The following is a 15,388-nucleotide window of genomic DNA, read 5'->3' on the forward strand; positions in this document are numbered from 1 at the left end:
AAGATAAAAGTCCTTATTCAAATAAACTGCCGCTGCTTGCCCCAAAATTCGGTTTAAGGTTCAGGTGCTTGTAGGCTAGTTCGGTTGCCATTCTTCCTCTCGCAGTTCTTTTAAGGTAGCCTTCTTGGATCAAAAACGGCTCATATACTTCCTCAATTGTTTCTGCCTCTTCACTGCATGCGGTGGCAATAGTAGAAAGCCCTACCGGACCTCCTTTGAATTTCTCGATGATGGTCATCAGGATTCTGTTGTCCATTTCATCCAAGCCATTTTCATCCACATCCAATGCCTTTAGGGCAATTTTGGCGATTTCCATGGTAATAGTTCCGTTTCCTTTGATCTCGGCAAAGTCCCTAGTCCTGCGCAACAGCATGTTGGCAATCCTTGGTGTTCCGCGGCTTCTTCTCGCGATTTCATAAGCTGCGACTGCGTCAATGGGAGTCTGGAGGATACCCGCAGATCTTTCGACGATATCTGTTAATAGCTTTGCATCATAATATTCCAACCTTGAATTGATCCCAAATCTTGCGCGAAGCGGTGAAGTCAATAATCCCGATCTTGTTGTTGCACCGATCAGGGTAAAGGGATTGAGGGAAATCTGCACTGAACGGGCATTTGGCCCGGAATCCAGCATGATGTCAATCCTGAAATCCTCCATGGCCGAATAGAGGTATTCCTCCACGATGGGATTGAGCCTATGGATCTCATCTATAAAAAGTACGTCTCCTTCGTCAAGGTTGGTCAACAGACCAGCCAAATCTGATGGTTTGTCCAACACCGGACCTGAAGTTATTTTGATGCCAGCTTCCAATTCGTTGGCAATGATGTAGCTAAGCGTAGTCTTGCCTAAGCCTGGAGGGCCATGAAGAAGTACATGGTCCAAAGGTTCATTTCTTCGTTTTGCTGCCAAAACAAAAACCTTCAGATTTTCGACTATTTTGAATTGACCGGTAAAGTCATCAAAACTCAAAGGCCTCAAAGCCTTCTCAATTTCCTTGTCAGATGAATTCAATTTTTCTTTGTCCCCACTCAGGTAATCTTCTCTCATAGCTCAGCAATCAACGATTACAAATATAGAAAATAAGCCCAAGGCAAAAAGGTAAATTAAGACCCAAACAGTATTTGCAACAAAATTGCAAATAATTGTATTTTTAGAACTTAATTTGGAAAATTACCCTTAACTTTCGAAAAATTGCTCTTTTATATGCGAAGCAACGCCAATAAGAACATTATCTATTCCATCATTCTTTTGCTTTTGGTGGCCATAGTTTACCTCTACCGTCAAAACCAGCAAAAACCTGTTGAGGAAATGGTAGAAAAAACATCCGGCAAAGTGACACTTGCAGGGAATACGATGGGCACAACTTACAATATAAATTATTTAGACACAGAAGAAAGGGATTTCACGTCAAGTATAGATTCTTTATTGCTTGTGTTCAACCAGTCGCTTTCGACTTACATCCCAGATTCAGAACTCAGCCAATTTAACAAAGGCGATACTTTGTTTTTTGGATTGCCATATTTCCTTCCAATTCTCCAAAGCAGCAAAGTCATATACGAAATCACAGAAGGTGCATTTGACCCAACGGTCGGACCTTTGGTGAACCTTTGGGGATTTGGGCCGGAAGGTCCTCAGTTGAAAGACAGTGTAAACATCAACACAATCTTGGAATTGGTTGGTTTTGATAAAATCGTATTTGATTCTGCAAGTGTACGAAAGATAAAACCGGGGATGTATCTAGACTTCAGCGCTATTGCAAAAGGTTATGGCGTAGATGTGGTTGCCGATTTTTTGATGGATAAAGGAATTGAGAATCTGCTTGTAGAAATAGGAGGCGAACTCGTTGCCCGAGGAGTGAATGAGAAAGGGGAGTTGTGGAAAGTTGGGATCAACCGTCCCGAAGAACTCGGAAGGGCTGACGCTTTGTACAGCATTGTGGCTTTGAAGGATCAGGGAATGGCCACTTCGGGCAATTACAGAAATTATTATGAATCAGGAGGAATTAAAATTTCCCATACCATCAATCCCGCCACCGGCAGACCAGTCAATCACAACCTTTTGAGCGCTACAGTTTTGGCGAATGACTGTATGACAGCTGATGCTTATGCAACCGCGCTGATGGTAATGGGAACTGATAAGGCGATAGAACTTCAAAAGAACCAAGGCCTGTTTGAAATATTTCTTATTTATAGTGATTCTACCGGACAGTTGAAATCTTATGCAAGCGAGGGCATAAAGCCATTTTTGTCCTTTCCACAGGATTAAAAGCAGAACTCATCCTCGAAAAATCAAATTAAACTTCCTTCAATAATCTTGTACAACATGAAGGAGAGCCTACTTTAATATGACATTTAATTTCCTGATTTTGTTCTTCACTGCTTTGTTGGCAGGCTGCTTGGCATATTTTATCCCAAGATGGGATGAGCGCTACTTCAAGTTGGTGTTAGTCTTTGCGGGCTCTTACTTGTTCGCCATTACTGTACTTCACATCCTTCCTGAACTATTTGTAGAATCCTCTGACCCCACCAAGATGGGCTTTTACATTCTGTTGGGCTTTTTATTGCAGCAGATTCTGGCGCTTTTGTCCACTGGGGTTGAGCATGGCCATATTCATCATCCTGACCATCAGCATCATGGGATGCAGGTTGGAGTCTGGACAATTATGATCGGATTGTTTTTACATGCTTTTTTGGAAGGAACATTATTGACAGAAGATGGATCATTGGCAGGCCATTTACATGAACATGATGAGCACGCAGGTCATAGTCACCACCATCATGGAAGCAACAACCTGCTTTTTGGAATTCTGTTACACAAAGGTCCTGAAGCATTTGCTTTGGTGGCGGTATTGATGGTAAGTATTAAAAAGAGATGGGTCTTTGCGCTTTTGGTGGTTTTTGCTTTTGCATCCCCGATGGGCATGGTCCTGAGTAACTATATGTATGAAAGCAATATCCTAGGGAGGGAAGGATTGAATGTATTTTATGGCATGGTAGCGGGAGGATTTCTTCACATCTCCACGACCATATTTTTTGAAAGCAGTCCTGATCACCGTTTTTACTTTAACAAAGTTCTGATCAGTATCCTGGCTTTCGGATTGGCTGTTTTGTTGGAAATGCTTCTTTAATAGGTTAAATACTGCCGATAACATGAAAGGCAATATTTTATTCTGAATAATTATTTTTTTCTTTCTAAAATATTATATGTTGCTAATATGGTATACTTTCGCTAAAATGATATACCAAACCCAAATTAGCATATATGGAAAAGGCAATATGTCCCAAATGTGACCATACTAAGGTAGCCAAAAGTGGTGTAATAGGCGGAAGACAAAGGTTTAAGTGTAAAGTTTGCGGCTATCACTTTACGGTCAATAAGCTGGGTAAATCAATCGATAAATATTATGTGGTAAAGGCTTTACAACTTTATATTGAAGGAATCTCTTATAGAGAGATCGAAAGAATACTTGGGGTAAGCCATGTTTCGGTTATGAATTGGGTCAAGCTTTATAAAATCAAAGCACCGGAGAACTACGATTACAGACCAACCTATAAAGTATTGAATCATGCTGAATTGGTCAAATTTATGGCCTTAAAGGAAAACCTTACAGATACGGGTATGTTGATAACTGAACTTGGCGATAAGTTTATGATTATTAAATGGGAGCGGTTTAAAAATAGATGATCAGAAGATAATGTTGTTTACTATATCTAATTAACAAAAATATATCTCTCTTTTTTTATTTGAAATTCAACTTTTCAACTTGTGTGCATCTTATGGCGGTGACAACGCTATAAGATTCAATTGCAACAAACCCAAATGATTATGTTTTCCCGCTCTTATTATTTGTGCCTTTTCTTTTTTTGGTTGGTAGTGTTGCCAGGATATGGCCAAGACTCTCTTGCATCTTTTATGACCCAGAAAGATGAGATGTTATTTGACCACACCTATAAGCCTCTCTTACTCAAACTCAGTGATGATGGATCTAAATATGTCAGGTTCCTGATCTGGAATCAAATGTGGATGAGGTCAACAGAAAATAATCCAGGAACCCTCGGAGTGAATGGCAATCCGAAAAACAGCTCCACTGATATTGGAATCCGCAGAGCTAGATTTTTGGCTTATGCCCAAGTATCTCCCCGGTTTTTGATATTGACTCATTTTGGGATAAACAATCAGACCTTTACGGGCGGCGGGGTGCCTGGTGGAGGCGCAACTGGAAATCCTGGAAATATTCCTGTGACTGTTAATCCTGAAACAGGAACCGGAACAGCAAACGGAATGTCAGCCAAAAAATCCCAATTGTTTTTTCATGATATATGGACCGAATTTAAAGTAACCGAGGAGTTGTACATCGGGAGTGGACTTCATTATTGGAATGGAATTTCGAGATTGTCCAGTCACAGCACCTTGTCTTTTATGGCGGTCGATGCGCCGATATTCAACTGGCCGTTGATAGAGTTGACAGATCAGTTTGCACGTCAGTTTGGAATTTATGCCAAAGGTCAGATTGCAAAATGGGATTATAGGATTGCACTCAATAAGCCATTTTCTGTGGGTATGGGGGGAAGCTTCGATAACAATAGGGAAAGACCTATCGCAGCAAATGTGGTCAATGAAAACTGGGCTACCCAAGGGTATATTGCTTATCAGTTTTTGGAGAAAGAAAACAACAAACTGCCCTTTTTTGTGGGATCGTACCTTGGGACCAAGAAAATTTTTAACATTGGAGGAGGTTGGCATCATCATGCAGACGCTACTTCATCTAGAGGTAGTGATGGTACAGTAAACTACCATGATATCACACTATTTGGTCTGGATGCATTTTTGGATATTCCGATCAATCCGGCTTCGGGTACAGCTTTGACTTCCTATGCGGTTTTTTATAATTATAATTTTGGGCCCAATTACCTTAGAAATATTGGAATTATGAATATAGGTTTCGGAGCGGGGACAAGCCAAAATGGACCGGGGAATGCCCAGCCAACCATTGGGACTGGAAATATTTTTTATTCCCAAACAGGGTTTCTACTGCCCAAGAGTATTTTGGGAGACCATGGGAGACTTCAGCCTTTCGGAGCTTTTACTTATAAAGATTTTGATTACTTTGACGAAAGTACTTTCCAATATGACCTGGGCATCAATTATTACCTAAATGGACATCAGGCAAAAATCACACTTCAATACAGTACCCGTCCCGTTTTTGAGAATTTTATCAAAAGCAGTTCGGCAAGTGAATTCATACTTCAAACGCATTTATTCCTATAAAAACCCAAAGTATTATGTCAGAAAACAAACTCAAAATGCAGGCTTACTGGAAAAAGAACCTCAGAACCCTGCTTATCCTATTAGTCATCTGGTTTATTGTTTCTTTTGGATTCGGTATCCTACTGGTGGAACAACTCAACCAAATCAAAATTGGTGGTTTTAAGCTCGGATTCTGGTTTGCCCAGCAGGGGTCTATCTACGCTTTCGTAGTGCTGATTTTTGTATATGTCTACAGAATGAATCAGCTGGACAAAGAATTTGACGTCAACGAAGAATAACCCCTAAAAAATCAAAATAACATGGATATCTTAACTTGGACATATATACTTGTCGGTGCTTCATTTGCCCTTTATATCGGGATAGCGATATACACCCGTGCAGGGTCAACCAAAGAATTTTATACTGCCGGAGGTGGAGTTTCTCCCCTTGCCAACGGTATGGCAACAGCAGCTGACTGGATGTCCGCGGCTTCTTTCATTTCCATGGCGGGAATCATTTCCTTTTCGGGCTATGATGGATCGGTTTACCTGATGGGCTGGACCGGAGGATATGTATTACTTGCGCTGCTATTAGCTCCATACCTTCGAAAATTCGGAAAATTCACTGTGCCTGATTTTGTAGGAGATAGGTATTATTCTAACAAAGCAAGGGTCGTGGCAGTAATCTGCGCACTATTCATTTCTTTTACTTATGTCGCTGGTCAGATGCGTGGCGTGGGGATAGTTTTCTCGAGGTACCTTGAGGTGGATATTAATACCGGGGTAATCATCGGTATGTGTATCGTTTTCTTCTATGCCGTTTTGGGGGGAATGAAAGGAATCACTTATACCCAGGTGGCGCAATATTGCGTGCTGATATTTGCTTATATGGTTCCCGCCATTTTCGTTTCCATGCAGTTGACAGGTAATCCCATTCCACAACTTGGACTTGGAAGTACTTTGGCTGATGGGACTCACCTTTTGGATAAACTGGATGGCGTATTGACGGAATTGGGATTTGCGGCATACACTTCAGGAAGAAAAGGAATGATTGACATGTTTGCCATTACGCTTGCCTTGATGGTGGGTACTGCAGGTCTTCCCCATGTCATTGTCCGGTTTTTCACTGTTCCTAGGGTCAAAGACGCAAGGCTGTCCGCAGGATATGCACTTGTATTTATTGCGATACTTTACACTACCGCTCCTGCGATTGCCGCTTTTGGGATCTACAATGCCATCGATACAGTTGCCGAAAAACCAGTCAATGACCTTCCGGTATGGGTAGCAAATTGGCAGAAAACCAACCTCATTGTCGTAAATGACAAAAACGGGGACGGTATTGTGCAGTATGTTGCGGACAAAGAAAAAAATGAACTGACCATCGACAAGGACATCATGGTATTGGCTAATCCCGAGATCGCACAGCTTCCAAGCTGGGTTATCGGTCTAGTAGCGGCCGGAGCCATGGCTGCGGCTTTATCTACAGCTGCAGGATTGTTACTCGTCATTTCCACATCCGTTTCAAGGGATTTGTTTAGGACATTCAGTCCCAATATGTCCGAGAAAAAAGAATTGAGAATTGCCCGTATCGCTGCGGGTGGAGCCGTGGTTTTGGCAGGATACTTTGGAGTGAACCCTCCCGGATTTGTGGCTGAGGTGGTTGCTTTTGCCTTTGGATTGGCGGCCGCTTCCTTCTTCCCGGTGATCATCATGGGGATATTCTCCAGCAGAATGAACAAGGAAGGGGCAATAGCCGGAATGGTATCAGGGCTCATTTTTACAATTCTTTATATCAGTTATTTCAAATTTGTCAGTCCAGAATTGAATAATGTCGAACATTGGTGGTTTGGCATCTCTCCCGAAGGCATTGGTTCTTTGGGTATGCTGATCAACTTTGTAGTGTGTTTTGTGGTGTCTAAAGTTACTCCAGCTCCACCGCAGCACGTCCAGGATATGATCCAGGAAATCAGGATCCCAAGGGGAGCTGGCAAAGCGCAAGAGCATTGATAATTATACTGAAAAAATAAAAGGGACTCCGGCATTGGATTGTTGGAGTTCCCCTTTTTGGGTACTTAAAATTCATTCAAATACGAATTATGAAAGACACACTCAAAAGCCAATACTTATGGGCAGTATTTTTTCTAGGACTGTTTCTAATGAACTATCCTGTATTGTCTATATACAATATTCCTACAATCATTTTGGGAATACCGTTATTGTATTTGATGGTTTTTGGTTTCTGGGTTTTACTTATTTTGATAACATATTTGGTAATCAGAAAAACAAACAGAAAAAACAATGCTTAGCAATGGGCTGATCATATCGTTTACTTTTGGCTATCTGGCATTGTTATTTGCCATTGCTTGGTATTCAGAGCGGTCAGCGTCGCGGGGCAAAAAATTATCTTCCAATCCATATATCTACGCACTCTCCCTGGCAGTATACTGCACGGCATGGACCTATTATGGTTCGGTTGGTAGAGCGGCTACCAATGGGATAGAGTTTTTGGCGATTTATATCGGACCGAGTCTGGTTGCCCCTCTTTGGTGGGTCGTTATGCGTAAAATTATACGAATCAGCAAAGTGCAACATATTTCTTCCATAGCGGATTTCATTTCCAGTCGTTATGGCAAAAATATCACTCTTGGAGGCGTGGTGACGGTTTTTTGTCTGTTGGGGATATTACCTTATACTTCCATACAGATTAAGGCAGTAGCCAATTCATTTGATATTCTCCAATATTCTGAGTTGAGTCAAAACCTCATTTCTTATCCTTTTTATCAGGATACTGCGTTTTATTTGGCAATGGGCCTGGCTTTATTTACCGTGCTTTTTGGGACTAGGGACATTGAAGCTACTGCCCAGCATGAGGGCATGGTGATGGCAGTGGCGTTTGAATCTATTTTTAAATTGATTGCATTTATTACCGTGGGTGTTTTTGTCACTTATTTCGTTTTTGATGGATTTGCAGACATTATTTCGCAGGCATCATTACGGGGATTAGACCATTTGTTTGTACTACAGGGCGAAAATGGCATTTCAGAATGGTTTTGGATGAGTATTCTATCCATGATGGCTGTTCTGTTTTTGCCAAGACAATTTCAGATGGGCGTAATAGAAAACAATGACGAAAAGCATCTGGACAAAGCCATGTGGCTTTTTCCTGCTTATCTGCTTTTGATCAATGTTTTTGTTTTACCTATTGCCTTGGGAGGCCTTGTCCAATTCCCTTTGGGTACTGTCGATGCAGATACTTTTGTATTGGCATTGCCCATAGCTTATAACCAGGGTTGGTTGGCCATGATTGTTTATTTGGGAGGATTTTCTGCTGCGACCAGTATGATTATAGTATCAACTATTGCCTTGAGCAATATGGTCAGCAATAACCTGATCATGCCCATCCTACTGGTCAATGATAACCTGAAAGTCAAGTATCAACATAAGCTAAGCAAAATTGTACTCCGGATCCGAAGGGTTTCGATTTTTGTAATTATTATTTTGGCTTATGTTTATTATAAAGAGATCTCGACACAGTTTTCATTGGTATCCATTGGATTGATCTCTTTTGTGGCCATTGCCCAGTTTACCCCGGCAATAATAGGAGGTATATTTTGGAAGAAAGGCGCGCGTTTGGGAGCATTGTTTGGAATCATTGGAGGTTTTCTTTTATGGTTTTATACCTTGGTAATACCTACAATGGTGACAGCAGGATACGTCGCTCCAGGGATATTGCAAAACGGGCTTTTTGGTATCAGTGGATTAAAACCAACATCATTGTTTGGATTTCAGGAAATGAGTTATGTGACCCACGGTCTATTTTTTAGCCTTTCGGTCAATGTTATTTTGTATGTAGTCATTTCCTTATTTTCTACCCAGACTTCCAAAGAACACAATCAGGCAGTGGTATTTGTGGATATTTTCAAATACAGCACTTCTCTGGACAGTTCAATTATATGGAAAGGACAGGCCTACTTACCAGATTTGAAAGCTTTGCTTCATAATTTTTTAGGTGAAGAAAAGACCCAAGAGGTGTTAATGGATTTTTCAATCCGGACGGGTCGAACGATTGGCACTCAAAATTTCGCTGATCCTGAATTGGTCAATTATTCCGAACGCTTACTGACTGGAATCATTGGATCTGCATCAGCAAGGATCATGGTCGCATCAGTGGTCCATGAAGAAGAGATCAGCATGGCAGAAGTGTTGGGGATTTTGAGAGAAACCCAAGAGCTAAAAAGTTTGAATATGGCATTGAAACAAAAAAGTAAGGAGTTAAAAAAGGCTTCCGAAAAACTCCAGAAATTGAATGAGACGCTAAGACTCAATGATATGCTCAAGGATGAATTTATCTCAACAGTGACCCACGAAATGAAAACCCCGATCACATCGATTAGGGCATTTTCAGAGATTCTTTTGGACGAAGATCTTCCTGAAGAGGACAAAAAAAGATTTTTGGATATAATCATCCAAGAAACGAATAGAATGACCCGATTGATTGATCAGGTTTTGGACTTGGAAAGATTTGACTCAGGAAGGCAAGAACTGAATCTTGAAAAATCTGATATCAGGATACTCATTCTTCAAGCTACTGAAAGCATGTTGCAGGTTTTCAAGGAAAAAAACATTGATTTCAACATTGAAATCGGATATGATGACCTTCAATTGTTGGTAGATGAGGACAGGATAAAGCAGGTCATTCTAAACTTGCTGTCAAATGCCTCCAAGTTTGCCAAACATAAAATAGTCCTCAAAACTTTCCTGAAAGATCGTGATCTTTATCTTCAGGTTTTGGATGATGGAAAAGGAGTCCCTGAGGAAGAAGCCCCTTACATATTCGAAAAGTTTTTTCAGGCCAAAAACCAAACAAGTAAAAAGCCAATAGGAAGTGGTCTTGGTTTGGCTATTTCAAAAAAAATCATTGAGTATCACGGTGGCAAGATAAGGGTATTCAAAGAGTCCGGAATGACATGTTTTGAGTTCACTCTTCCTCTACAGTTTGAGCATAATTTAATTTTACAATCAAAAACCGATGATGAACAAGATACTGATTGTAGATGATGAACCGAATATCCTACTATCATTGGAGTTTCTTTTCAAGAAAGAAGGCTTCCTGGTGTTTATTGCCAGAGATGGAGAAGAGGCAATGGGGATTATAGAGGAAAACCATCCTGACTTGGTGATTCTAGATATCATGATGCCAAAAGTGGACGGGTATGAAGTATGCAAGCACATCAAAGAAAATAATAATGAAGTCAAAGTGGTTTTTTTGACCGCAAAAAGTAAACGTCAGGATGTTCAAAAAGGAATGGATCTAGGAGCAGATCTTTACCTTACCAAGCCCTTTTCAAATAAAGACTTGGTTTCCAAAGTGAAGTCAATTATGAATTAAAATCAATTTCGATAACCTAAAATAATTATAGCATGAGCGATAGAATCCATACCCTAAGCGGGTACTTCTACGAATACCAAAAGTCAGTAGCCGAACCTGAAAGTTTCTGGGCAAGAATCGCCGATTCATTTCATTGGAAAAAAAGGTGGGACAAAGTGTTGAAATGGGACTTCGAAGGGCCAAACATCCAATGGTTTGTAAATGGTAAGTTGAACCTTACTGAAAATATTTTCGAAAAAAATCTCTTTGCCTACGGAGACAGAACAGCTATCATCTGGGAACCAAGTGAACCTACTGAAGAGGTCAGAAAGATCTCTTACAAGGAGCTTTATCATCAGGTATGCCAATTTTCAAATGCATTGAAATCCAAAGGCATCCAAAAAGGTGATCGGGTGATCATTTATATGCCGATGATCCCGGAGGCCGCCATTGCGATGCTCGCCTGTGCGAGAATAGGGGCGATCCATTCTGTGGTTTTTGCCGGATTCAGTGCCAATGCGCTAACTGACAGGATTCACGACAGTGGTGCAAAAGCAATTTTGACCTCCGACGGAAACTATCGTGGCAACAAAAAGATCGGCATCAAAGCCATCGTAGATGAAGCGTTAGAAAAGGCTTCTGTAGAAACGGTGATTGTCTGTCAGCGTACCGGTCAGGAAGTACCCATGAAGGCAGGGAGGGATTATTGGTGGCATGAAGTCATTGTAGGTGAGAAAGACAGTAACGTGGCTGAGGAAATGGACAGCGAAGATCCATTGTTTATCTTGTACACTTCTGGATCTACCGGAAAGCCAAAGGGGGTGGTTCACAGCACCGCAGGCTATATGGTTTATACCAAATACACTTTTGATAACGTGTTCCAATATTCCCCTGGAGATGTCTATTGGTGTACGGCGGACATTGGTTGGGTTACAGGACATTCTTACATAGTCTACGGTCCTTTGTTGGCCGGTGCGACCACACTTATGTTTGAAGGGGTGCCGACTTATCCCGATCCGGGAAGATTTTGGGCGGTCATCGAAAAACACAAAGTCAACCAATTCTATACCGCTCCTACAGCCATCAGGGCTTTGCAAGCGTATGGCACAGACCCAATTGCCCCTTATAATCTCGATTCGCTCAAAGTTTTAGGCTCCGTTGGCGAACCTATAAATGAAGAAGCTTGGAGGTGGTATTATAACCATATAGGCCAATCAAGATGCCCGATTGTAGATACTTGGTGGCAAACGGAGACAGGTGGAATCTTGGTTTCTCCCATTGCAGGTATCACGCCGACCAAACCAGCTTTTGCAACTTTGCCCTTACCGGGAATCCAATTGGCAATCGTAGATCCAGAGGGAAATGAGTTGACGGGGAATTCTGTAGAGGGAAATCTTTGTGTCAAATACCCTTGGCCGGCAATGATCCGCACCCTTTGGGGAGACCATGAGCGCTGCAAGCAAACCTATTTCTCCACTTACAAAGGCATGTACTTTACAGGTGATGGCGTCAAAAGAGACCACGACGGGTATTACAGAATCCTCGGCAGAGTAGATGATGTGATCAATGTCTCCGGTCACAGATTTGGAACAGCCGAAGTCGAAAATGCCATCAACGAACATCCTTTGGTCATAGAGTCAGCTGTTGTCGGATATCCTCATGAAGTCAAAGGACAGGGAATCTATGCCTACGTCATCTGCGACATGACCCACAGGACAGAGGAAAACCTGATCAATGAAATCAAAGAGACTGTCAGCAAAATTATAGGGCCTATCGCCAAACCCGATAAAATCCAGATTGTATTGGGATTACCAAAAACACGTTCCGGAAAAATCATGAGAAGAATCCTCAGAAAAGTGGCCGAAGGAAGCACCGACAATATGGGAGATACCTCGACCCTTCTCGATCCGGAGGTGGTGACGGCAATTATCTTGGGGAGAAAATAATCCGAAGTATGAAAATAGACTTGAGATGTGAGACTTAAGATGTGAGATTTGATCCTGGGGAGAATAGATTTTTCTCCTAAAAACAAGGATTCGCAAATTTCAACAGGTTTAGTCTCACGTCTTGTGTCTCAAATCTTGTATCTAATCAATGGCCAACGTCATCGTCAACCGCGTCAAGGAATTCCTAAAAAGGTTTCCTCCCTTCACTTTTCTCAATGAAACATCATTGGGATTGGTGGCAAAGGGAGTGGAGGTGAAGTACTTTGCCCAAGGGGAATATTTGTTCAATCAGGGTGATCCTGCACAGGATTGTTTTTTTGTCCTGAAAGAGGGCTCTGTGCAACTTACGGAAAATAAAGAGGGTCAGAGCCGTGTCGTTGAAGTATGTGATGAGGGGGATGTCTTTGGGGTAATGGCATTGCTTGGAAAAAGGCCTTATATCCTCAATGCCCAAGCCAAAGAAGACAGTTTGCTCTATGCTATTCCTGTGGCTATTTTCGAGAAAATCCTGAATGAAAATAGCAGGGTTAGCCTCTACTTTGCAGCAGGATTTGCTTCGGGACAGGTGGTCGTCCGAACTGATCTTTCCCAATCCCAAAAGGCGCGAAGGGATTTCAACGAATTGTCCAAGGATAACGGACTCATGATTTTTACCGGGCAATCTGACCTGAATTTTTCTCCCCATGTCCTGACTTGTCTGAAAGGAACCACTATCCTAAAAGCTGTCGAAAAAATGGCTGAAAAAGGTGTCGGATCTATCGTGGTCGTGGACCAAAACCAATTTCCCATTGGGATAATTACTGATAAGGATATCAGAAACAAGCTTGTAGCACAACAAAAAAGCTACCAAACTCCTGTCGAAGAATTGATGTCATCTCCTGTACTGACCAAAAGAAAGGATGCAGGTTTTGCTGAATTGTACCTTACCATGATCAAAAACAGGCTGCATCACCTGATTTTTACAGAGGATGGCACCCTTCAAAGCAAAGTGACCGGAATCCTTTCAGACCATGACATTTTGCTTTCCCAAGGAAACAGTCCGGCAGTCTTGATCAATGCCTTGATGAATACATGGGAGGTGGCTGAAATGGCCAAAATCCGCAACCGCGCAGAAAGACTTTTGAAGTATTACCTGGAAAATGAGGTTTCCATGGATTTTGTGGCAAATATCATTTCCGAAATCAACGACATCATTATCCAACGGGCTGTCCAATTGGCAGTCAAAAAGCATAGCCCTTCCTATCCTGAAGCCTCAAAGGTAAAATTTTGCTTTCTGTCTTTGGGAAGTGAAGGTAGAGAAGAGCAACTTCTCAGAACAGACCTTGACAATGCCATCGTGTTTGAGAATGTGCCAAAAGAAAAACTGGAAGAGACACAGACTTACATGCTGTTGATCGCCCAAGAAGTGATTGAAGCATTGATAACCTGTGGATTTCAGCAATGCCCTGCTGATATGATGGCCAACAATCCCAAATGGTGTCAGCCAATTTCGGTTTGGAAAACCTACTTTTCAGACTGGATCCTCAGTCCAAATCAGCAGGCTTTATTAAATGCTAGCATTTTCTTTGACTACAGACCCATTTATGGTCATAAGAAATTAGCCGAAGAACTTACAGACCACATTTATCAGGAAGTGAAAGACCGGTCTATTTTCCTGAATTTTCTTGCAAAAAACGCACTGCTCAATCCACCACCTTTGGGTTTTTTCAGGAATTTTTTGGTTGAAAAATCCGGGGAACAGAAAGATAAATTCGACATCAAACTCCGTGCGATGATGCCTTTGGCTGATATGGCAAGGCTCTTGGTTCTCAGCCACCGTGTCGTGGGAATCAACAATACTTTCAAACGGTTTGAAAAACTAGCTGAGCTAGAACCAAACTATACCGAACTGCTGATCGAAGCCGGAAAAGCCTATGAAATCCTGATGCGGATGCGGGCAATTGAAGGTTTGAAATCAGGGAACTCTGGCAGGTATATCCAACCTGAGGACTTAGGAAAACTTCAGCGTCAGATGTTGAAAAACACCTTTGCGCCCATTGATGAACTGCAGAAGATCATGCGAATCCGGTTTCAGTTGGACTTTTTTACAAACTGATATGGGATGGGTTGACTTTTTATTGGGCAAAAAAATACCAAAATCAACCTTCGTTGTGGATTATGAATTCGGTTTTGAAAAAAAGATTCCTTCTCTCCGCACGATACCCCAACTTTCATTTGTGGTCCTTGACACCGAAACTACAGGCTTCAATCCAAAAATTGACCATATCTTATCTTTTGGCGCCATCAAACTCAAAGGATACAGTCTGAAAGTAGATACAAGTATGGAAAGGTACCTCGATGCACCTATCCAAAACAGAGAATCTGTAAAAGTGCATGAAATTTTGTATTCCATCGAAACTTCTCCATTGAAAGATTTTGGCAGAGACTTTTTGACTTATGTTGGAGCTGACATCATCGTTGGGCACCATATCGGATTTGACCTGACCATGTTGGAAAAGACCTTACGTCCTTTTGGTTTTAAGGAATTTTTGAATCCTGTAATTGATACCAAATACCTTGCTATGCGTCTTGAGAAAGGTCCGCATTATGATACAGACACTGCAAAAGCGGAAGAATATTCTTTGGATGCGGTCTGTGAAAGATATGGGATTGAATTAACGGACCGGCATACTGCTGCGGGAGATGCATTTGTGACAGCACAGTTGCTAATGAAACTGCTCAAAATAGCTGAAACAAAAGGGATCAAGGATTTTGGGGGGTTGATGAGGTAGGGAAGTATGGTTATGTGGAATCATGCCAGTATCACAATTTCCATTATTAAGGGTCG

12 protein-coding genes are annotated in these 15,388 nt (G+C 41.7%); 11 read left to right on the forward strand and 1 reads right to left on the reverse strand.

Annotation, left to right across the window (positions count from 1 at the left end; genetic code table 11):
* Positions 1-13: 13 nt before the first annotated feature.
* The gene (ruvB, locus tag M3O96_RS05440; RefSeq protein ID WP_249719287.1) at positions 14-1,048 is read right to left on the reverse strand and encodes a Holliday junction branch migration DNA helicase RuvB; all 1,035 of its coding nucleotides are present in this window, start codon (positions 1,046-1,048) and stop codon (positions 14-16) included.
* Between the two features lie 156 nt (positions 1,049-1,204).
* Here ruvB and M3O96_RS05445 point away from each other — a divergent pair, with 156 nt between their 5' ends.
* From M3O96_RS05445 to M3O96_RS05495, 11 genes are all read left to right on the forward strand, one after another.
* Complete coding sequence (locus M3O96_RS05445; protein ID WP_249719288.1) at positions 1,205-2,266, forward strand: FAD:protein FMN transferase; 1,062 nt, start codon at positions 1,205-1,207, stop codon at positions 2,264-2,266.
* Positions 2,267-2,345: 79 nt separating this feature from the next.
* The gene (locus M3O96_RS05450) at positions 2,346-3,128 is read left to right on the forward strand and encodes a ZIP family metal transporter (RefSeq protein ID WP_249719289.1); all 783 of its coding nucleotides are present in this window, start codon (positions 2,346-2,348) and stop codon (positions 3,126-3,128) included.
* A gap of 134 nt (positions 3,129-3,262) precedes the next feature.
* Positions 3,263-3,685 carry an IS1/IS1595 family N-terminal zinc-binding domain-containing protein gene (locus M3O96_RS05455; RefSeq protein ID WP_249719290.1) on the forward strand — a complete coding sequence of 141 codons (423 nt, stop codon included), beginning with the start codon at positions 3,263-3,265 and terminating at the stop codon, positions 3,683-3,685.
* A 141-nt stretch (positions 3,686-3,826) separates the two neighbouring features.
* Positions 3,827-5,269 carry a porin gene (locus M3O96_RS05460; RefSeq protein WP_249719291.1) on the forward strand — a complete coding sequence of 481 codons (1,443 nt, stop codon included), beginning with the start codon at positions 3,827-3,829 and terminating at the stop codon, positions 5,267-5,269.
* A 14-nt stretch (positions 5,270-5,283) separates the two neighbouring features.
* On the forward strand, positions 5,284-5,547 hold the full coding sequence (locus M3O96_RS05465) for a DUF4212 domain-containing protein (RefSeq protein WP_194973357.1): 264 nt from the start codon (positions 5,284-5,286) through the stop codon (positions 5,545-5,547).
* A gap of 21 nt (positions 5,548-5,568) precedes the next feature.
* Positions 5,569-7,254, forward strand: a complete 1,686-nt coding sequence (locus M3O96_RS05470; RefSeq protein WP_249719292.1) for a sodium:solute symporter family protein — start codon at positions 5,569-5,571, stop codon at positions 7,252-7,254.
* A gap of 291 nt (positions 7,255-7,545) precedes the next feature.
* Complete coding sequence (locus tag M3O96_RS05475; protein WP_249719293.1) at positions 7,546-10,305, forward strand: sensor histidine kinase; 2,760 nt, start codon at positions 7,546-7,548, stop codon at positions 10,303-10,305.
* Positions 10,280-10,636, forward strand: a complete 357-nt coding sequence (locus M3O96_RS05480) for a response regulator transcription factor (protein ID WP_249719300.1) — start codon at positions 10,280-10,282, stop codon at positions 10,634-10,636. Before M3O96_RS05475 ends, M3O96_RS05480 begins: the two co-directional genes overlap by 26 nt.
* Before the next feature lie 32 nt (positions 10,637-10,668).
* Positions 10,669-12,561 carry an acetate--CoA ligase gene (gene acs / locus M3O96_RS05485; RefSeq protein WP_249719294.1) on the forward strand — a complete coding sequence of 631 codons (1,893 nt, stop codon included), beginning with the start codon at positions 10,669-10,671 and terminating at the stop codon, positions 12,559-12,561.
* A gap of 148 nt (positions 12,562-12,709) precedes the next feature.
* Positions 12,710-14,656 (forward strand): DUF294 nucleotidyltransferase-like domain-containing protein, encoded by a 1,947-nt coding sequence (locus M3O96_RS05490; protein ID WP_249719295.1) that lies wholly within the window; start codon positions 12,710-12,712, stop codon positions 14,654-14,656.
* 1 nt (position 14,657) lies between these two features.
* Positions 14,658-15,332 (forward strand): 3'-5' exonuclease, encoded by a 675-nt coding sequence (locus M3O96_RS05495; RefSeq protein WP_249719296.1) that lies wholly within the window; start codon positions 14,658-14,660, stop codon positions 15,330-15,332.
* Positions 15,333-15,388: the final 56 nt, after the last annotated feature.

The organism is Aquiflexum sp. TKW24L, from assembly GCF_023502205.1.
Classification (GTDB): Bacteria; Bacteroidota; Bacteroidia; order Cytophagales; family Cyclobacteriaceae; genus Cognataquiflexum.

What these genes read in the sequence shown, in the direction of transcription:
- ruvB (WP_249719287.1), bottom strand. Translation starts at nt 1,048, where the DNA reads ATGAGAGAAGATTACCTGAGTGGGGACAAAGAAAAATTGAATTCATCT.
- M3O96_RS05445 (WP_249719288.1), top strand. Translation starts at nt 1,205, where the DNA reads ATGCGAAGCAACGCCAATAAGAACATTATCTATTCCATCATTCTTTTG.
- M3O96_RS05450 (WP_249719289.1), top strand. Translation starts at nt 2,346, where the DNA reads ATGACATTTAATTTCCTGATTTTGTTCTTCACTGCTTTGTTGGCAGGC.
- M3O96_RS05455 (WP_249719290.1), top strand. Translation starts at nt 3,263, where the DNA reads ATGGAAAAGGCAATATGTCCCAAATGTGACCATACTAAGGTAGCCAAA.
- M3O96_RS05460 (WP_249719291.1), top strand. Translation starts at nt 3,827, where the DNA reads ATGTTTTCCCGCTCTTATTATTTGTGCCTTTTCTTTTTTTGGTTGGTA.
- M3O96_RS05465 (WP_194973357.1), top strand. Translation starts at nt 5,284, where the DNA reads ATGTCAGAAAACAAACTCAAAATGCAGGCTTACTGGAAAAAGAACCTC.
- M3O96_RS05470 (WP_249719292.1), top strand. Translation starts at nt 5,569, where the DNA reads ATGGATATCTTAACTTGGACATATATACTTGTCGGTGCTTCATTTGCC.
- M3O96_RS05475 (WP_249719293.1), top strand. Translation starts at nt 7,546, where the DNA reads ATGCTTAGCAATGGGCTGATCATATCGTTTACTTTTGGCTATCTGGCA.
- M3O96_RS05480 (WP_249719300.1), top strand. Translation starts at nt 10,280, where the DNA reads ATGAACAAGATACTGATTGTAGATGATGAACCGAATATCCTACTATCA.
- acs (WP_249719294.1), top strand. Translation starts at nt 10,669, where the DNA reads ATGAGCGATAGAATCCATACCCTAAGCGGGTACTTCTACGAATACCAA.
- M3O96_RS05490 (WP_249719295.1), top strand. Translation starts at nt 12,710, where the DNA reads ATGGCCAACGTCATCGTCAACCGCGTCAAGGAATTCCTAAAAAGGTTT.
- M3O96_RS05495 (WP_249719296.1), top strand. Translation starts at nt 14,658, where the DNA reads ATGGGATGGGTTGACTTTTTATTGGGCAAAAAAATACCAAAATCAACC.